21 protein-coding genes and 1 tRNA gene are annotated in these 19228 nt (G+C 29.9%); 10 read left to right on the forward strand and 12 right to left on the reverse strand.

All coding sequences use genetic code 11. From position 1 onward, the window contains the following. The first annotated feature begins 202 nt into the window (after positions 1-202). Complete coding sequence (locus tag ACXLDF_RS13895) at positions 203-580, forward strand: hypothetical protein (RefSeq protein ID WP_457559142.1); 378 nt, start codon at positions 203-205, stop codon at positions 578-580. A gap of 126 nt (positions 581-706) precedes the next feature. Here ACXLDF_RS13895 and ACXLDF_RS13900 read toward each other — a convergent pair whose 3' ends face one another. Both ACXLDF_RS13900 and ACXLDF_RS13905 read right to left on the reverse strand, forming a co-directional pair. Then, positions 707-901, reverse strand: coding sequence for a 4Fe-4S dicluster domain-containing protein (locus ACXLDF_RS13900; protein WP_457559143.1), 195 nt, complete (start codon positions 899-901; stop codon positions 707-709). A gap of 545 nt (positions 902-1446) precedes the next feature. Beyond that, the gene (locus ACXLDF_RS13905; protein WP_457559144.1) at positions 1447-1707 is read right to left on the reverse strand and encodes a hypothetical protein; all 261 of its coding nucleotides are present in this window, start codon (positions 1705-1707) and stop codon (positions 1447-1449) included. A 128-nt stretch (positions 1708-1835) separates the two neighbouring features. Here ACXLDF_RS13905 and ACXLDF_RS13910 point away from each other — a divergent pair, with 128 nt between their 5' ends. Next, the gene (locus tag ACXLDF_RS13910) at positions 1836-2594 is read left to right on the forward strand and encodes a SagB/ThcOx family dehydrogenase (RefSeq protein WP_457559145.1); all 759 of its coding nucleotides are present in this window, start codon (positions 1836-1838) and stop codon (positions 2592-2594) included. Between the two features lie 42 nt (positions 2595-2636). On the opposite strand, the gene speD is transcribed toward ACXLDF_RS13910, so the two are convergent. From speD to ACXLDF_RS13925, 3 genes are all read right to left on the reverse strand, one after another. Then, the gene (gene speD, locus ACXLDF_RS13915) at positions 2637-3005 is read right to left on the reverse strand and encodes an adenosylmethionine decarboxylase (protein WP_457559146.1); all 369 of its coding nucleotides are present in this window, start codon (positions 3003-3005) and stop codon (positions 2637-2639) included. Positions 3006-3094: 89 nt separating this feature from the next. Then, the gene (locus ACXLDF_RS13920) at positions 3095-4762 is read right to left on the reverse strand and encodes a hypothetical protein (protein ID WP_457559147.1); all 1668 of its coding nucleotides are present in this window, start codon (positions 4760-4762) and stop codon (positions 3095-3097) included. Positions 4763-4946: 184 nt separating this feature from the next. Beyond that, complete coding sequence (locus ACXLDF_RS13925) at positions 4947-5951, reverse strand: WD40 repeat domain-containing protein (protein WP_457559148.1); 1005 nt, start codon at positions 5949-5951, stop codon at positions 4947-4949. A 249-nt stretch (positions 5952-6200) separates the two neighbouring features. On the opposite strand from ACXLDF_RS13925, the gene ACXLDF_RS13930 reads away from it, so the two are divergent. Further along, the gene (locus ACXLDF_RS13930) at positions 6201-6767 is read left to right on the forward strand and encodes a class I SAM-dependent methyltransferase (protein ID WP_457559149.1); all 567 of its coding nucleotides are present in this window, start codon (positions 6201-6203) and stop codon (positions 6765-6767) included. Here ACXLDF_RS13930 and ACXLDF_RS13935 read toward each other — a convergent pair. Both ACXLDF_RS13935 and ACXLDF_RS13940 read right to left on the reverse strand, forming a co-directional pair. Continuing rightward, positions 6754-7434: an alpha/beta hydrolase gene (locus tag ACXLDF_RS13935; RefSeq protein ID WP_457559150.1), complete on the reverse strand. Its 681-nt coding sequence runs from the start codon at positions 7432-7434 to the stop codon at positions 6754-6756. The genes ACXLDF_RS13930 and ACXLDF_RS13935 overlap by 14 nt on opposite strands. A gap of 97 nt (positions 7435-7531) precedes the next feature. Next, the gene (locus tag ACXLDF_RS13940) at positions 7532-8488 is read right to left on the reverse strand and encodes an NAD-dependent epimerase/dehydratase family protein (protein ID WP_457559151.1); all 957 of its coding nucleotides are present in this window, start codon (positions 8486-8488) and stop codon (positions 7532-7534) included. Positions 8489-8861: 373 nt separating this feature from the next. On the opposite strand from ACXLDF_RS13940, the gene ACXLDF_RS13945 reads away from it, so the two are divergent. Next, complete coding sequence (locus ACXLDF_RS13945) at positions 8862-10049, forward strand: aminotransferase class I/II-fold pyridoxal phosphate-dependent enzyme (RefSeq protein ID WP_457559152.1); 1188 nt, start codon at positions 8862-8864, stop codon at positions 10047-10049. A 64-nt stretch (positions 10050-10113) separates the two neighbouring features. On the opposite strand, the gene ACXLDF_RS13950 is transcribed toward ACXLDF_RS13945, so the two are convergent. The 3 genes from ACXLDF_RS13950 to ACXLDF_RS13960 form a co-directional block, all read right to left on the reverse strand. Then, the gene (locus ACXLDF_RS13950; RefSeq protein ID WP_457559153.1) at positions 10114-11010 is read right to left on the reverse strand and encodes a Fic family protein; all 897 of its coding nucleotides are present in this window, start codon (positions 11008-11010) and stop codon (positions 10114-10116) included. 195 nt (positions 11011-11205) lie between these two features. Next, entirely contained in the window at positions 11206-11910 is a 705-nt protein-coding gene (sfsA, locus tag ACXLDF_RS13955) for a DNA/RNA nuclease SfsA (protein WP_457559154.1), read from the reverse strand. A 298-nt stretch (positions 11911-12208) separates the two neighbouring features. After that, positions 12209-12291 (reverse strand) — tRNA-Ser (locus ACXLDF_RS13960). A gap of 153 nt (positions 12292-12444) precedes the next feature. Here ACXLDF_RS13960 and ACXLDF_RS13965 point away from each other — a divergent pair. From ACXLDF_RS13965 to ACXLDF_RS13975, 3 genes are all read left to right on the forward strand, one after another. Beyond that, positions 12445-13623, forward strand: coding sequence for a hypothetical protein (locus tag ACXLDF_RS13965; RefSeq protein WP_457559155.1), 1179 nt, complete (start codon positions 12445-12447; stop codon positions 13621-13623). 64 nt (positions 13624-13687) lie between these two features. Continuing rightward, positions 13688-15022: a hypothetical protein gene (locus ACXLDF_RS13970; protein WP_457559156.1), complete on the forward strand. Its 1335-nt coding sequence runs from the start codon at positions 13688-13690 to the stop codon at positions 15020-15022. A gap of 203 nt (positions 15023-15225) precedes the next feature. Next, positions 15226-15549 (forward strand): hypothetical protein, encoded by a 324-nt coding sequence (locus tag ACXLDF_RS13975; protein WP_457559157.1) that lies wholly within the window; start codon positions 15226-15228, stop codon positions 15547-15549. Positions 15550-15663: 114 nt separating this feature from the next. Here the strand turns inward: ACXLDF_RS13975 and ACXLDF_RS13980 are convergent, their stop codons facing one another. Continuing rightward, positions 15664-16929 (reverse strand): bis-aminopropyl spermidine synthase family protein, encoded by a 1266-nt coding sequence (locus ACXLDF_RS13980; RefSeq protein ID WP_457559158.1) that lies wholly within the window; start codon positions 16927-16929, stop codon positions 15664-15666. Positions 16930-17077: 148 nt separating this feature from the next. Next, the gene (locus ACXLDF_RS13985) at positions 17078-17437 is read right to left on the reverse strand and encodes a hypothetical protein (RefSeq protein ID WP_457559159.1); all 360 of its coding nucleotides are present in this window, start codon (positions 17435-17437) and stop codon (positions 17078-17080) included. 17 nt (positions 17438-17454) lie between these two features. Here ACXLDF_RS13985 and ACXLDF_RS13990 point away from each other — a divergent pair, with 17 nt between their 5' ends. The 3 genes from ACXLDF_RS13990 (at position 17455) to ACXLDF_RS14000 (ending at position 19139) form a co-directional block, all read left to right on the forward strand. After that, positions 17455-17583 (forward strand): hypothetical protein, encoded by a 129-nt coding sequence (locus ACXLDF_RS13990; RefSeq protein WP_457559160.1) that lies wholly within the window; start codon positions 17455-17457, stop codon positions 17581-17583. A gap of 70 nt (positions 17584-17653) precedes the next feature. Then, the gene (locus tag ACXLDF_RS13995; protein WP_457559161.1) at positions 17654-18307 is read left to right on the forward strand and encodes a methyltransferase domain-containing protein; all 654 of its coding nucleotides are present in this window, start codon (positions 17654-17656) and stop codon (positions 18305-18307) included. Between the two features lie 61 nt (positions 18308-18368). Continuing rightward, positions 18369-19139: a class I SAM-dependent methyltransferase gene (locus tag ACXLDF_RS14000; protein ID WP_457559162.1), complete on the forward strand. Its 771-nt coding sequence runs from the start codon at positions 18369-18371 to the stop codon at positions 19137-19139. The last annotated feature ends 89 nt before the right edge of the window (positions 19140-19228 follow it).

The following is a 19228-nucleotide window of genomic DNA, read 5'->3' on the forward strand; positions in this document are numbered from 1 at the left end:
ATTCTCTTATTTTTTTTATAGTTTAAAATAATTATTTGATTGATTTTAGTTTTAATTTATTATTTTCATTCCAATTGGGAAATTATTATTCTAAATTAACTGAAATGTGTAATAACCTCGAATATGTATGTTTATTTCTGATTATCGGTAATTTCTATGTAAAAATCGAAAACTTTTTTTGACTTTTTAAATACTTTTTCATATGGCTAAGAAGAAAACTTCCCGTCCGAAAGCTAAAAAAGCGACTAAAGTGAAAAAAACTACTAGAGGAAAAAAAACAACTAGAAGCAAAAAACCTACAAAAGCTAAATCTCCTGCAAAATCCAAACCAAAAAAGAATAAAATTTCTGAAGATGAATTCGATGATGAAGAAGATGGCCCTGAATACATCGAAGAAGATTTAGATGAATTGGATGATGAAATGCTCGCAGATGATAGCGATGTAAAACCTCGATCAGATAATGAAATTTTGAATATGTTACGAGAAGTTGAATGCGCTGATTGTGAAGGTTCATCCAGCCGAGATCGTTGTAAAGTACGAGATCAATATGGATGTCCTCCAGATAAAGCCGATCTCTAATTTTTTCCTTTTTCTTTCTTTTTTAATAAAATTATGGTATATATAAAAGCAGACTTTGTGCGAAAAGTAATTATAAAAAAGTAAAAAAAAGCAAATTTATTCGTATTTGCTGACTTTCATTAAATTTTATGCGTCTTCAATAGTGATTGCTTCTTCTGGGCAAGCTGAAACACAAGCTTGACAACCAACACAATCGTCTTCACGTGCAACTACAATTTTACCATTTACAGGTTCATCGTATACCTCAGAAGGACAAACTGCATTGCACTCCCCGCAACCAGTACATAGATCAAAATCAATAATTACTTTATAATCTCCCATGTGTCAAACCTCTAGTAAATCTTCGCTTTCCTTAGGGGTAATAAAAGACTTGAGAACTGGACCCAAATGGAGGAAAGGTTGTGTAATTGAATGAGAGTTAGAACATAAATATTTCGCTTAGGTAAATATATTCAACATGAACCCATTTTGATGGGTGATTTATAAAATAAATAATTTGAATTGAATTAAAGTATTCTTATGCCTGTACTTGTAATTCTCAGTCAAGATAAGCGATTAAAACGTGTATGTGAGTTCCATGGATTATTACGTGAGGAAATGAGAAAAAATCTTTTTTTGAAAATAAATTCAGATCTAAAGAGATCTGTAATGTTCGATTACAAATATGGCATTTTGCGGTAGAAAATATCTTAAAATTTACTGTAAGGTGAATTTGATTGAGTGTAGGATATAGTCTTTTTTAGGATTTTTGAATTTCTTGTATTTTTTTAAATTTTTTGAAATTTTGATTTTCTGGAAAATTTTGAAGCATAAAGGTTCAAGACAATATGTGATATAAGGTAAAAAACTCCGATTTCTAAGAAAGATTATTCATTATTTTTATATCGTTGTGTTGTTTCATCAAAAAGATAAATTTTATTCATAATTCCACGTTTGAGGGTTTTTTTAAGTTTAGCAATATAGCGTTTTTCACCATGTTTAGTTAAATCTGAAGGAACACAGATGCTTTCACCAAAACGCTTAAATAATAGATTCTCGATCGTGTTAAAATCCATCCAATTATCTAGTATTTCATACAAAAATCCTTCAATTAGGTTGTTCGACAGATTGCATTTTGTTTCGCTCATCGTTGAATAAAGTTTGGTTTTAGAAATAATAAATGTACTTTTTTTTGATAAAATGGATTCGTTCGCAAAAATATCTATTTTTAGTATCCCTTTTATAGACCTAAATACTTAATTAATGTTGAAATAATATGATAGAAGAGAATAAACCATCATTTATGCAGAAAATTGGAGATATTTTTTTTCAACAAACAAAATATATACGAAATTCAAAAATACATTCAAATATTCAATATCCTTATGATTCCAGCCGATATAAACTATATTCTGGCAAAAAGCAGATTTTTTTACCCAAACCAAATGAAATCGCTTCAAAATCAACGATCACGCTTTATGACTGTATCAGAAATCGCCGTAGTTATCGTAAATTTTCTTCAAAACCTATTTCTGCGGAATTCTTAGGATATTTATTATGGTTATCGAATGGTTTATCTAAAATTACTCCCAAATTTGAGTATCGAACAGCGCCTAGCGCTGGAGCTCTTTATCCTATCGAAACATATCTTTTCATAAATAAATCTTCAGATCTCAATTCAGGAATCTATCATTGGAATATTCGAGAACATGCCTTAGAACTTCTTCAGAGAGGTAATTTTGGTTTAAAATTAAGTTCTGCTACATTAGATCAAACAATGGTTGCTAAATCTCCTGCAGTGATTGTGTGGACTGCAGTTTTCAGTCGATCGAAATGGAAATATCATGAGCGTGCTTACCGTTATATTTTTATGGATGTAGGCCATATTGCGGCTCAACTTGCATTAGGGGCAGTCTCATTGGGTTGGGGAACTTGTCAAATTGGTGCATTCTACGATAATGAAGTTAATAAATTACTAAATCTTGATGGAATTCAAGAAAGTGTAGTATATATGACCGTTTTAGGCAAAATCTAACTCTTTAATATAATTTTCTCGCCTTACCCCTTCATTACATAATTAAATTAATTGAAGATTTAAACCTCGCTTAATTTCTGTGATAGAATGACGTTTTGCTTCCAATTGTTCCACTAAATATTTATATGCCAGTGAGATATCTGTATCTATGGAACAAGTAAATAAATCTATTGCTACATAACCGTATTCTGGCCACGTATGAATTGAAAAATGTGATTCTGCAATTAAAACCACTCCACTGACACCGTGTGGGGAAAAACGATGAAAAACGCGCCCAATTTCATGAGAGTTGCTTCTCTTAACTGTTTCACTCATTAGTTTTTCAAGCCAAGGACTATCTTGAATTTTTTTTGAATTGCATTCATATAACTCAATTAAATAGTGAAAACCCAGTGCTTGTGGATCAGTCATGTTAAGTTGTATTATATACGGATAAATTTACATTTTTTGAATTAATTCTCTATCTTAATGTATTTAAAAAAATATGGATATAGTATGTATTATGGAAAAATTGTGAATTCTAATGTATTTGATTCAATATTTTCAGGATTTATTTGCACATAATTGTATATAAAACGAACTTGTAAAAAATAGGTTCCGTAATGTACTGGAATTTTCCAATGGAAATTTGAATGATCTACATCGAAATGTTTAATTTTAAAACGATGTATTCGCCTGATATCTAAGTTTTCATAATTTTCGACAATTTCACAATAAACGGGATGAAATTGATTTTCTGCCCTGATACGTACATCGATACCAATAGGAACAATTGAATTTATCTTAAGTGGTTCTTTGGGTAAATTTGCTCGGAGTTTTCCAAAAAAAATCTTTTGAGATGGGATATGTGCTAATTGTGGTTCAGATAGTGCTTCTACTTTATAATTAATTCCATTTGCCTTAAATTTCAATAGGCATACAACCCAATATTCTTTTCCACCTAGGAATTCTAACAATGGGATGTCTTCTGATAATTTTTCATATTGATTTTCTTGAATTTTGAATTTACGATTAAAGCACAAAAATTTATCTCCCGAAAGGGTATAAAAGTAGAATTGAGCTTTACCTTTAATTGCATATTGGGAACGATTTTGAATATCTCCCATCATATAGGCAATTTCCCCTAAGGGAACATTGCGTTTGTATCCAATATGTTCTATTCTAAATCCTGTAAGTGATATCTCCATAGGGATTGTATTATTTTGAGAGTATATTACCTTATTTTTTTCAACTTCGATGATTTCTATAAGAATTTTCAATCGTTTATCCTTATTTTCCATAGGCGGCATCATGACTTGAAAGGGATATTTTAGAATATTGCCTGGGTTGGCATTTGGACCCCCAATTTTAACTGGAAACGATTCATCTGCTAAAACTAATCGGTGATCGAGAAGTGTAAAATGAACTTTAAGAGAAATTGCATCAGGTAGAGGGGGTGAACTTGTATGAACCCAGAATACAAATGGATTTTCTGGAATTAAAACGGTAGAGAAGAAAGTTATTTCATGAATTTTGACTGCCCTTTCAGCATTAGCCATACTTACAATGAAATCATCAGAGAAAAATGTCCGGATCTTTTTATTTTGATGAAAAAGATCTAATTCAAAGTGGATTAACGGACTGGGAGGGTATCTTGCTGAAAATTGAAGTGTTTGTTTCAATTTGAGACCTTTATTCATTTTTTTTAATCCATATGTTAATAAATATCGCTGATTTTGGTTGGATACATAATAGAGTTTAAAAAGAAGTTTTTCATGAGGTACGTATTCTGCGACCGTGTTTAGAATGATTTTTACTTTCAATTTCTCTTTAAAATGAAATGAATTAGAATTAGTAATTACAATCATTTCAAACATGGATTCCAAAGATTTCATTGAATTTCTTTGGGAAGAAATTGTTTCATTATTCTTTAATTGGGATTTTGATTTATGTCTTAATTTTTTTTTTGGTTTTTCCTTATTTATTCTTTCATTATCCTTTTCTTTATTCTCTTTTTTGTCTTTTAAATTTAATGAAGATTTCGACTTTTTTATTTTATTAGAGTCTTTTAAGGATGGATGGGATATTACTTCTGTTGTTACAATTTTCTCTTCTTCTTTTTGTCGCATTAATTCTGATCTGGATGATTGAACAGAATTTTCTTTTTTATTTTTTCTTTGTTTTCCCATATTTATCATCCTTGTTTTATGATTAACTATATGAAGTTAATTAAAAATTTAGTTTTTTATTTTTTATCAGAATTTTGAACGAGAAAAGAAGATTATTTATCATTATGGAAAATATAGAGAACGTTAAAATTACTTAAAAATTCAACTAATAAGATAAAAAAGAGTTCAAATCTGCGTAGAATGACTAAAACAATTTAAAAACCATTATTCCGCCTTCAACATTTCCCATGACAAGAAATTGGTCAACCACTTGCATTGTATACGCAGCAGCAATGTTTTTCATGACTTTCACACATTTAAATGTAGTGACATCCCATAATCGTAGTGTGTAGTCTTCTGAACTTGAAATTAGATAATCTCCTTTGGGTGAAAAAGCAAAGGCATGAACTTCATCAGTGTGTCCAATTAAGTGAGCTATCATTTCACCTGTTTGAATATTGAAAAGACAAATTTTTCCATCATTTCCACAACTAGCTAATATCTTCTGATCTGGCGACAATTTAATCATATTTATTCCAGAATTATGTGCTTTTAAGCGAAATATTTCTTTTTCATCTTTATAATTTAAAATAAGTAGTCTTTTTCGGTCTGAAATGAGATTTAATATAGATTTTTTATCGTTTACTAAAATTTCACCTAAATTTTGAGTAGATATTTGTTTATGCTCTTTAACATCCCAAGTAGTAGGATTTAAAAATAAAATTTCCCAATTTGCCAGATTAATAATTATTTCTGTTCCATTTTTTATAAAGCGCATACCAATTATTTTGGAATTAAATTCTTTCTCCATGACTTTCTTCCACGATCGGGTATTATAAACTAATAAATCTCCATTTGAATAACCGATTACTAAAAATTGACCATTTGGAGTAAAAAGAATTTTATTTGCTGTTAATATACGCCCTTTAATTTTAATTTCATTATTTTGAATGGCTTCTAATTTATCAAGTTGAGACTCATCAATCTTTCCTGTTTGTTTCATGTATATAAGAGCATTTTCTTGATTCATCTCGGGTAATTTTTCCCTATGAATAATTTTCTTAAATAATTTCATATATGGGTAGCGAAAAACTTGAACTGGCTCTTCAAAAGCCGAACTGGCAATAAATTTTTGTCGAGGTTCAAAAGCGACGCTTATAATTTCTGATCCACTGATACTTTTTTGAAATCGATCTTTAAGCAATCGCATGTATTTTACTTCCCTAATTCTTTTTTTGTTTATTTTTACTAACAATTAAAATTAAGGTGAAGTGTTTTATTAATTTGTTGTGTGGATTGTATTATTTTCAGAAGATAGTTAAATAAATCAACGTTTATGTCCTTACTTTTAAATGTTTTTAAAGTCTAAAATCGTAAATATTAATAAGAAGAATTTGATGATATGGAATAGATAACGCAAAATCTCTTCTTTATCTCTAATAATATTTCGAACAATCATATGTTGAGTGAAATGGATTTAGAACAAGCAAAAAAGATTTTAGGTAAGGAATTTGCATCTCATGCTGATGAAATATGGACAACAATTCAATCGCTTCACTGTCCTATTAGCGCAAAAATATTGGATATAGGTACTGGAGAAGGAAAGATGGCAATAATTCTTGCATTATTGGGATATATGGTAAAAACTGGGGAACCATCTGAAGATTTATGGGCTGATTGGAGAACACCAGCCCAAAAAGTCGGTGTAATAAAACAAATTTCTTTTCAACCATTTGAGGCAGAAAACATGCCTTATGATGATAATTCATTTGACTTAATTACAGCATGGGCAACATTTCATCATATCGCCAGAGTTCATAAAGCCATTGATGAATGCATGAGAGTGTTAAAACCAAATGGAAAATTAGTTATTTTTGAGTTTAACAAGAAAGGTATAGATAGAATTAAAGAACTCTATCCAAATCATCCTGATTTAATTGATATTCGTGATTATTATCATGGAAATCCTGATAAAATTTCTTTTGAAGCAAAAGAAGAAATTAATGTGTTCATTATTCAAAAATAAATGATATTAACCAATTTTTTATTTCAGAAATCAATAGCGATTCTGCTTTTGCATTCATCCAAAAATGGTTGATTCCAGTAATAATTTGTTTTTGTTTTGGTTCAGGTAACTTTTCAAAAAAAGAGATAAAATCTTTTACTGTAGTGAAATCATCTTTATCCCCCATTATGAAGAATTTTGGCTTTTTTACGTTAACCAAATCTAAGAAATCAGTGATAAATGTAATTGGATATGATATTGAGATATAACCAACATATTCTGGTGCTTGAGCGAAAATTGCACCTGCTACAGTGGCTCCAAAAGAATAACCACATAGAATAATTTGTTTATAATTAAATTTTGAATTATTTTTTAAAAAAAAATCACATACAGATTTAAGATCTTCTTGTTCTCCATAACCTCCATCATACTTTCCTTCAGATCTTCCCACACCGCGAAAATTAAATCGTACAGTTGCTAAACCATATTTTGGAAGTTCATGAAATAGCGAATTTATCACGTTATTAAGCATATTACCTCCATATTGAGGATGTGGATGACATAAAATTACTAAGGTGGTTGAGAGTGATTGAATATCTTTTAATTTTACAGCTATTTTTTCTGGAGTGTGAATTTCTCCTTCAATTAGACCTACTTTTCCTTTTATTTTTAAGTTATAGATAATCATTTCCTTTTTCTTTTCAAATTTATTTGATAAAAAACTTTTGATAAAAATATAGACCTATCCGCACAAAAAAAATCACTTGATTTGCTAATATACAATTCTATTTTGATGGGGCAAGCTTTAGTTCTAACTTCTCAAGCATGTCTTTTGTCATTTCAGTTAATCCGAAATCGTGTTTCCAGCTCCATTCTTTTCGAGCTGCACTGTCATCTATAGATCGAGGCCAAGAATCAGCAATTTTTTGTCGAAAATCAGGTTTATATTCCACAGTAAAACTTGGACGGTGTTTCTGAATTTCTTGAACTAATTCTTCTGCAGTAAAACTCATAGCTGTAATATTAAAAACATGATGTTTTAATTGAGCCACATCCGCATCCATCAACATAATAATTGATTTTAATAAATCAGGCATGTACATCATAGGTAACTTTGTTTCTGGTTTAACAAAGCAAGTGTAATGATTGTGTTCGATAGCTTCATAGAAGATTTCAACTGCATAATCAGTAGTTCCCCCCCCACAAGGAGTTTCTGAACTAATAATACCAGGCAAACGCATACATCGTGTATCAAGTCCGAATTTTTGCCAATAATATTCAAGTAAAAGTTCACCTGTAACTTTTGTTACTCCGTACATGGTATTTGGTTGTAAAATTGTTTCATTTGGTGTATTATTTTTAGGTGTAGTTGGGCCAAAAGCTGCTATGGAACTGGGCCAAAATATTCGCTTAAATTGATATTTTCGTCCAAATTCAAGAACTGAAAGGAGACTATTGATGTTTAAATCCCATGCTTTTTGTGGAAATCGCTCTCCTGTAGCACTTAGTAATCCTGCAAGATGGAATACTGTATCTATCTCGTATTTTTTAATTAATTCTTCAAAGCGCGAATTATCTAGAACATCTAAAATTTCATATGGACCTGTATTACAAATAAATGCAGGTGCAGTGGGACGAATATCAGTAGCAATAACATTTTCATTTCCGTATTTTTTTCGCAAAGTAGGCACTAATTCTGAGCCAATTTGACCTAATGATCCGGTAACTAAAATTTTTGTCACAGTTTTCTCAACTAATCTTGATTTATTCTTTACTAAGAAATAATACAATTTATATTATCATGAATGGACTTAAAATATGTTCATTCTTCGTATTATATTTAGTAAAAGAGGCATTATCTGGGTAATCAAGAGAGGCGTGGCATAAAAATGTTGTCTTCTGCTTGATATCTTTAAGTTAAAAAGTTCAATTACATGCACATTACCATAGTTCGATATTTTTTACAAGTTCTTTGAAAGGATAAAAAAATTAATATTGTGTGGGGAGTAAGTGTTAATTGCATTCTATTATATCGATTGAGGTAGGAAATTTTAATAAAATGATCACTTTTTTACCTCTTTCATTCTACATTAATTATTTTTAGAAGGGAAAATTATGAAACGAGATCCAGAAGCATTTCTTCATGAAGAATTAAAGAATCTATATGATGCAAATTTAAATTGGGTTATTCGCCATTTAGAAGGAGCTTCCCAAGCTCATACCAAGGTTGATGGAAAAGAGGTTTTGATGTTAAATACCAATAATTATTTGGGATTGGCGACTCATCCGAAAGTACGACAAGCTGCACTGGAAGCTATTGAGAAATATGGTGTTGGTGCTGGAGCCGTTCCTGTAATTGCTGGAACGTTTGATCTCACTAGAAAATTCGAAGAACACTTGGCAAAGTTTAAAGAAGTTGAAGCAGCACTTATTGCTCAGACAGGATTTGCTGTAAATCAAGGTGTTATACCCCAATTAGTTGGAAAAGAAGATTATATTATTTCTGATGAATTAAATCATGGTTCAATAATCGATGGTGTTCGACTTACTAAAGCTAAACGGGGAGTATACAAGCATAATAATATGGAAGAATTAGAAAAACAACTCAAAATCGCTGATTCCGATAATGCACGCCGTATTTTGGTTATTACTGATGGTGTTTTTTCAATGGACGGAGATATGGCTCCATTAGATAAAATCGTAGAAAAATGCGAAGAATACGGTGCTATGATCTATGTAGATGATTGTCATGGCGAAGGTATGTTAGGTAAAGGACGTGGAATTGTATCGCATTTTGGTTTGCAGGGAAAAGTTCATGTAGAAGGTGGGTCACTTAGTAAAGGTTTTGGTGTTTTTGGAGGTGCTGTTGCTGGTTCAAAAGCTCTGATTGATTTTGTTCGAAATAAGTCCCGCTCATATCTCTTAAGTACTGCTCATCCTCCTGCAATTGTTGCTGCCGCAGATGCAGCTATTTCTGTAATCGAAACAGAACCACAACATGTAGAAAAATTATGGGAAAATACAGAATATTTCCGAGGAAAGGTTCAAGATTTAGGTTTTAATACTGGAAATTCTTGCACACCAATCATCCCACTGATCATCGGAGAACCTGCAAAAGCTCAAAATTTGGCAGATTTATTATATCGTGAAGAAAATATTTTTACAACTCCAATTGTTTTTCCAATGGTTGCTCGTGAACTTTCTAGAATTCGTGTGCAAATGAATGCACTTCTTACTCGTGAAGATTTAGATTATGCGCTTAATTCTATTGAGAAAGTAGGTAAAAAACTGAATATAATCTAAATATTTTTTTCTTCCACTTTTTTTTTAATAATTGATTTTAATCAAGTTTTCACAGCTTTCACGACTACAATAAAATTCCATATTTTTTTAGTATCTTTTCTATATTACGAATATAATGTGGGTAGAACCAGCCAATAAAGCGCATAGGATTATTTTCTTGATTTGCTTTTTCTAATCCACGGAAATACGATATTCTATATTTTGCTTCAATATCAAACATTGGGTAATTATGTTTATACAGAATGAAATTGGTAATTAAGCGAGTTATTCGCCCATTTCCATCTTCAAATGGATGGATGCTAACAAATTTATAGTGAAAGACTGCTGCAATAAAAGTAGGATTATACTTTGCTAAATTCTTATAATACCATTGAAACAATTCATCAAGTAAAAGATCTACTTCATATCGTGATGATGGTGGAACATAATTGCTTCCTGCGATAAAAATTGGCCCATTTCGGATTTGTCCTGCATGATTTGGTTGTGTTGCTCCAAAAATCTTTTTATGCCAACTTAGAATTAATTCCATTGATAGTGGTTGTTGTGTATTTAGCATTTCTTCGTATACTAACATATGAGCTTTTGTTTCAATTATATCACTGGCTTTTTTATTTACTTGAGTATTAATGGGAAGTTGATCGTAATCTAATAACATTCTAGTATCAATTTCTGTCAAGGTAGATCCTTCAATTCTATTTGTGTTGTGAGTAAATCGAATTCCAAATGAGCGAAGATTTTTTTCTGATAATGTACTTGACATATTCTTTATTTTTTTATTATATAACTTTTGAAGATGAACTATACGAGATAACCATCGTATCTTGAAATAATCGTATATAAACTGTTCAATTTGAGTGTTTGTAGGATATTCTTTTCCAATATAGCGTTCAAAATTTTTTACTTTTTGTTCCCTGTATGAATGAATTAAGTAATAATGTCCTTTTTTTTTTCTAATTTGCACTTTCTCACCCTTACTTCTTTATAATTTAATTGAATATATGAATAATGTAAGGGGAAATATAAAAATCAATCCCCTTACTTTAATAAATAATATGTAAAAAAATTGGAAAAGTAAGGTGGATTTAGATTATTTTTTTTTAATAAAAAACTAATCTATACTAATCAACAATAAAAGTGAAAAATGCTTTTCATTAAGCTAAAGTATAACCGGAATGGGACTATTCAATTTTACAATTGTTCCTTCATTTTTAATATGAATTCCATATGCAAGCAAGGTGATTCCAATTTTTTTTGCTTTTCGGAGTAGGATACCGAATTCTGGATCAATTTGATCAAAAGGACTAATTTTCTGTATATCCATACGTTGACTTAGAAAAAGCACAACTGCTTTGTTTTTTGGATTATTTTTAACAATTCTAATTAATTCTTTAAGATGTCGTTTTCCTCGATTTGTAGGTGCATCAGGAAAAAGACCAATGCCATTTTCTTCATAATTCGTTGCTTTTACTTCTAAAAAAATTTTATTATTAATTAAAAAATCAATTCTAGAACGATTATTTATTCCATAACGAACTTCTCGTTGAATTTGATACACCGGAGAAAGAGGTTTTATGCGATTTTCTTGAAGAGCTTCGAATACAATTTCGTTTGGAACTTGTGAATCAATTAGTATTAAGGAATTTTGATGTTTTACATAAAGTAAAGAATAATCTAACTTACGTGTGGGCGATGAACGATTTTCAACCAAAACATGAGCACCTGGAATTAAGAATTTGATCATTCTGCCAGGGTTGAGTATATGGCATTTATATTGTATTTTATGGAGTTCTATTATCCCTACAAATCGATTTTCTCGTTTTATAAAAATAGCTTCTTCAAGTTTTTGAGCAATTTGCACCATTTTGATATCTTCTGATTTAAAAATTTTATATTTTACTTTTTGTATAAAAAGAAAGATCTTTAATAATAACCATTAATCTACTATTTTTTTCATGTGAATCTTAAATTAATTTCCATTAATCTACATCCTAACTTTTCATTCTGTTTGTTTCTGAATATTATATATACTCTTGAGCTTTTTAATTTCAAGGATTTTATAACAAGAAAAATGAAGAGTAGATAATAACAAAAATAAACCAAACAATAAATTTAGAATGGTCTTGTTCTTTGATGTAAATTAGATATTAATTAGAATAAAACGCACACGGCAGGACTTGAACCTGCGAGCCATTACTGGCATCGGATTTCGAATCCGACTCGTTAACCACTTCGATACGTGTGCTTTTTTGCTTTTTATGTAAAAGTACAATTCTAAAAAAAAAAGTTTTATGGCTCAAATTCTCTCTCAAAAGAAAAATGAATCATATTAAATTACTGCAAAAATTTATCAATGCGCAGAGATAAATGCGAATTGAGGAGTGTGGTGAATTCATTTATGCCAGAGAATACTGGTAAACCTACAGTTGAAATTCCTATTATTCAGCAGATGTTTAATACTTGTGGGTTAGCATCAATATTAATGCTTTCTTATGATAAATCACTTCTTTTTATTCGCAAAAATCTTATAAAACTCTTAGAAATCATTCAACCTCTTATTAGTGATGAATGTAAAAAAAAAAAAAATAATATTTGTTTACAATATGCTCTTCAATATGTTCTCTTGAAAATTCAAAATCGAGAATGTACAAATTATCGATTTCTTTATAACTATTTGCATGGTAAATTTGGTTATACATTTGATGATCAAGTTGCAGTTCATAATTATTTGCTTGGTTCTAAGCTAAATGATTTCCTTAATTCTCAAAAATTCTCCTATTATGATTGTTATAAACTTTACTTAGAAAATGGTGGTTTTATTACTCCTGATTTATTACAAAATGAAATGTTAACAATGAAAACAGATTTAGAATTGAAATTTTTAATGGAAATTTTTGGATTTTCATTTATACCATATGAATCAGGAGATGGGACAGGTGCACTTTATATTCCTGAAAAAGCAGTAGGGAAACGTAAAACATATCATAAATTAGCAAAAAAACTAATGCAGATAATAAGAGATCCGAAATATAGGATCTTATATGGCTTTTCGAATCATTGGGTTGCAGTATTTCAAATTACTGAATCTGAAGCTAATACAGAAATACCTAAGATTTATTTTAATGATCCAATGACTGCAAATGTGAAATCAATAAAAATAGATCAGTTAGATAATTCTCATCGATTTTATATTTTTAAACGGAATAAATTGAATTTAGATAAATTATGGAAAAATATAATTGAAACAGTAGCAGAAGATATAAAAATTGAGTCACATCTCCAAGAAATGAATGCAGTTGAGAAAGTTTTAGCAAGTAAGGAAAAAAAAAATTCGACTTCTGCTTTATTTAGCGTATTAAATCCAACAATCAATCAAAAATCGTCTAGTGTTCAAGAAAATTCGAAAATTATATCATCATTACCAGAAATTCAGAATTCTGAGAATTCTGATGAATTTATTCTTGAAAAAATCGATGAAAAAACAAAAAATGAAAAAAAGAAGAAAGTTATGTCGTCAGATGTTGAGAATTCATCCGAAGATTGGGATATTGAAATTGATTTTGAATTTGAGGATTAATTCTTATTGTTCTCAAATTTTTTTCCGAAATTAATTTAGGGATCTTTCATTAACTAGAAGTATAGTGTCAACGCCAAAGAAAGAGCGTGGAAAGGAACAATCAAAAGAAGCAACTATAGAACAAGAATTAATATCAAAGTTGGAATTACCTCTTTATGCTCAACATACTAACGGTTGCGGATTAGCTTCATTATTAATGTTGATAAATGTTCCAAAGAATCCCTCTATCAAAAAGTTTTTAGATAAAATATGGTCTTATATCAAACCCCTCTATAATAACCCCCCTGTGGTGAAACATGAACTCCAATGGGCTATTGTGCTCCAATATATTTTACTAAAAATTGTAGGTTATGCAGATAAAGAGGATCTATATACCTTTTTTAATGAAAGATTAGAATTCATGTATGAAGATCAACGAATAATGAATAAATTTAATCAAGAGCAGTATTATAACACTTTATTACGTAAAAAGAAACTATTAGAAGCATATACTTTTCTGCATTATACTGAGGATCATGATTATATTACTCCTCTACTACTCTATAAGAATCTTCATACAATGAAAACAGATTTGGAATTGAAGATTTTGGCTGAATTATTTAATTATCAGTTCCTATATCAAGATGCTGAAGATTATACAGGTGCAATTTATTTTACAAGTCAAGAGTTGGGTCGTGAAATTTCACAATCAGCTAGAGTTAAATGGAATAGGCTGGAAAAATTTTCCCAACACCCCGATGTAATTATTTTATATGGGCAACAACATCATTGGTTAGCTGTTCGTGGATTTTACAAGATACAGGCCAAAAATAACATTCCTGAAGAAGTAGTTGAAGAAATTCGCTATAAAAAGCAAATTAAAAACCGATTTAAATATGTAAAAACTGTTAAAGAAAATAGTCAAAATCAAGAGAATCAAGAGAACCAAGAAAAAAGAGAGAATAAAGAAATTTTAGTTTCATCTACAACTTCATCAATTTCTTCAAAATCATTAAATGCTTCTACTTCTCAAATAATTAAAAATATTAAATTAAATGAAAAGTCAAATAGTGAGCTAAATGGTGAGATAAACGATGAGTTAAATGAAACCATTAACTCAAACAATAATTATAATTCAATTTTAGCTGAAATAAGTGCAATTTTTGAAGATGAATTTACAATTTGGCATCCACGCCGTTTAATCGTTGATTTACATGATCCTGCATTAGTTGCTCGAGTAAAATTGCCATATAAAGGTTTAAATGAGTCAGATAGATTTTATATTTTCAAAAAAAGACCTATAAAAGATTATCCTGCATTTCCTTTAATTTTAAAATATATGAAAGATGATAGTTTAGCCGAGCAAGTTAGGTGGAAAGATTATTTAGAAAAGCGCGCCAAAAGTATGAAATCAAATTAATCAAATAGATGAGAATATCTTATTGATTTTGGCTATATACGGAGAGGCACATCAATTTCAAAGTTCACACCGCAAGAATCTTTTTCTTGAGATTCTGGTGCGAATAAGTTTATTTTATATGCCTACAATTTAAAAGAATTTTTTGGTGTACCACTTATACTTGGATATTTCTTAGAAGCTTATGCTATAACTATGAATAGTGAATGGCGCGAATTGGTGCGAATAAGTTTACTACAATTGTTGCTATTTCAATTGCAGGATTAACCTATGTTACTCATTTTATTAATGTAATAAAAAACAGAGATGATATGTCATTTTCTATTGGATTAGCGGGATTGCTCTTGTTTATACAGTATTTTCTGATTATCTATGTATCAAACAATCCTTTTGTTGATTATGCTGTCAGATTTAATATTCTTTTATCATTTCTTTTAGGTCTGAATGGATTTTGGCATGATAAAGTATTATATAATCGAGCTCAACGCAAAAAAATTCAAAATGTTTGGATTTCTACTTTAGTGAGTTAATTTTTTTTATTCTTTTGACCTTTTTGATTTTTTTTATTCTTTTGACCTTTTTGATTTTTCTTATTCTTTTGACCTTTTTGATTTTTCTTATTCTTTTTAATTTATTTGATTTTCTTATTCTTTTTGATTTTCTTCATATATTTTTCCTTCTAATTCAAAAGATCCATGAGAACCACAAAATGGACAGCCTTTTAGTTTCAATTCTTCAATTGTGGAAATATCTGAATTAACTCCAACTAAAATTGACTTTTTACATGATTTGCAAAAATAATTCCGGTTTGAAGGGGAAATTTCCCCAGTATAAATCGTTTTTGTCCATATTTCATCTGCTTTAACAAAATATAAATTATTTTTTAATTGTTGTGAATCTTCAGCATCCAATGAATTTAGTTTTCTTGAAGATTCTTTTAGTAATAATGTCTGTTTTGTTGTAACTAGACGATATAATTGAGTAATATTGCCGAATATTTGTGCTCCTTCGTAATAATTAAAACGAGGATATATTTCAGAAATGACTAAACCCCATTTTGTAAATAATTTTTGCATTTGTAACATTTCTTCAGGACTTCGATGAGCAAATGATAAATATATTTCTCTACCTGAATTTCGATTTAATAATTCTATAGCGCGAGATATAACCAATTGCAATCCTGAAATTGAATAAGGAGGGTCAACCATAACTGTATCAAATTGTTCTAGGAACTTTACAGGTATCGGGTTGCGGTAATCCCAATGAAATGTAACAAATTCTGGTGAATTCCACTTACTCTGATTTTTTATATCTTGCAAAAGACGATCATCAATATCAAAAACGATTATTTGATTTGGAATTAAACGGGGTTCTTCTGGAAAAAAACCACGATACAATTCACTTACTGCAATTGAAGTATAATCATCATCCCCAAGAAAACAGATATTTTTTCCCTCTAAAGCACCATTACGATATAGTAGTAGGGCTCTTTGAAGAGATGTCTCTGCGTCTGCAAAAGCTTGATCTAATTGAGTATTGACTAATGGTCGATTTATAAATATTTCATTTAAATACTCAAGTAATGGTTCCCATCGTGGTGAAATCCAAATTGGAAGACTATCGCACTCATCGCATTCACTAATACCATATCCGTAAAAATTTAATTCGTGTTCAATAAATTGCATCCCTTTTTCTGTATATAAAATTCCTTCAGGTATTCGATCCAAGATTTCTTTATCAATTAAAAAATTGATTACTTTTGAAAGAACTGGAATAGGTATTTTTGTTTGATAGGCTAAATCTTGAAGAGAAATATGACCTGCACGGTAGATTTCACGCAATATTAAACGATGTCCCTCAATGTCTTCTCGGATTGGGATCTTTTTTTGTAATTGAAACAGAAATTCCATTAAAATCACTTTGATATTTGCAACAATTATTGTTGAACGAAAGAAGAAAAAAAAAGTTGTTTTAAAAGATAAATTTTAGAAAATTCCATTGAGAACTTCGCTGAAAATTTCATTGAAAACTTCTTTGAAAATTAAGATTATCCTTCATCTATACTGGATTGAATACTTTTAGCCTAGAACTACTCGTAATTCTTTTAATTTTTCCTTCAGATTCTAAATCTAACAAGAATTTCTTCATTGTTGAAACTCGAACTTCATACTTGTTGGCTAATTCGTTTGCTGTAATTGCTTTCATTTTTAAAATATCTTTCCGTAATTTCTTTTCTAAAGCTAAAGGAAGATAGGGATCACGTTGGATTGTTTCTAAAGTTGCCACTTTTCCGTATTTCTTATTCATTTTTCGAACTTGAGTTTCAGCTTGGACTTTATTGATCTTATCATCATCCATGACTAAATCTTCGGATTCTTCTTGTTCTTCTTCCGATTCAATTTTTTTCTTCTTTGCCATCGTACTGCACATCGCATATGGTATTTATATCTATGATGGCTCAATGTTGCATAATTAAAAAATTTTGGCTTTTCTCAGCAAAATATTGCTCATTTGCTGAATTAAGTGCATCTAATTCATCAGTAATAAATGGAAAGGAAGATTAATTATCTTAATAATAAATGAAAGAAAATATGATTATTCTTAACATTTTCAATTATTTGGAGAAATGTTTTGATGGGGAAAAATCGCCAAGAACAGAAAAAGAAAGTTTATGAGTTTTTTATAAAACATCAGCGACCAGAAGAATTTGCTAAAGATCCCCTCATTTATTATACTCCAGAACGAGTAAAAGAGTATGCTGAATCAAAGTCTTTAATGCGAATTCAAGAAGGAATCACTAAAAGGTGTGTTGAATTAATTCATGCTACTCCTCCTGCCCTCTTTTTGGATATTGGAATGGGTTGTGGATTTGCATCCGTATTCTTAAATTTAAAAGGATTTAGAACAATTGGATTGGATATAAATCGTTTCTTCATTTCTTATTATTCCTTACCTGAATTAAATTCAATACAGGCAGATATGCGGGAATTTGGATTACGCCCTCGCTCTATAGACTTTATTATTTCGATATCTGCTATTCAATGGATTTTAGCTGAGTCAGATGTGCAAAAACGCCAACATTATCTTAAGATTTTTAGTCAATTTTGTGCAGAAATTTTAAAACCTAAAGGAAAACTCATTTTTCAATTTTATCCCAAATCGCATGAAGCTATGATGGAATTAGGGCACGAATTTAAAGAAATAGGTGTATTCGAAGGAAATTTTGTGATTGATAATCCACAAAACCCTAAAAAAAGACGAATTTTTTTACTCCTTGATAGACTATAAGATTTTAGAGAAATATCTGAAATATTATTAATTAATTTTGAAAATTTGGAAAAATTTGTTGATGGTAAAAAGAAATATGGTAAACAAAAAGATAAAAAAAAAACTGAAAAAAAGAGCTGAAAAAGGAACTGGAAGAAGAATTAGAAAGAAAACTGAAAAAAAAAACATCAGCAAAAATAATCGACCAACTATCCACGAATATTTTGGCTTAGATGCTGAAGCATATGCTCATTCACAGTGGATGGAACGAAATCAGAGAAATACTACTCTAAAAGCCATTGAATTATTAAAATCTTCACCATACTTTGAAATTGAAAATAATTATGTTACAAAAAAAGAAGAAATAGAAGATTCATATTTTGCAGATAATTTATGTCTGGATTTAGGATGTGGTTCTGGCTTTTCGAGTTTGGAATTAATTCATTTCTTTTCGCGAGTCATTGGTTTGGATTTTTCAAGAGATATGATCAAATTCATTCCTAATAATGCTTCTCTTCATTTAGTTCAAGCAGATCTACGGGCTCTACCATTTCGCTCCAATCTTTTCTCTACAGTTATATCAATTTCGGCATATAATTTTGTAAGTGAAGGTGCTAAAAATAAAAATCAAATTACTCGACAGATTTACCAAGCTTTCAGAGATCTCATATATTGTATGTGCGATTTGAGCAAAACTGTAATCGAATTTTATCCCACTCCCCTAGAAGAAGAAATCTTTTTTCAAGTTTTAAAACAATTCCCCATAAAAGGTGGAATGCTAAAAACAGAACCTGGAACACGGAAAGAAAAAAAATTTTTACTTTTGAGAAAAATTTCAGAACTTTTCGATTAATTCATATAAAAGATTAATCTTGATTTTATTTCACCAAAAATCGAAATATTTAAAGGAAATCCCAGATAAAACCGCAAATTTTTTTTACA

The sequence above is a fragment of the Candidatus Harpocratesius sp. genome, from assembly GCF_054039255.1.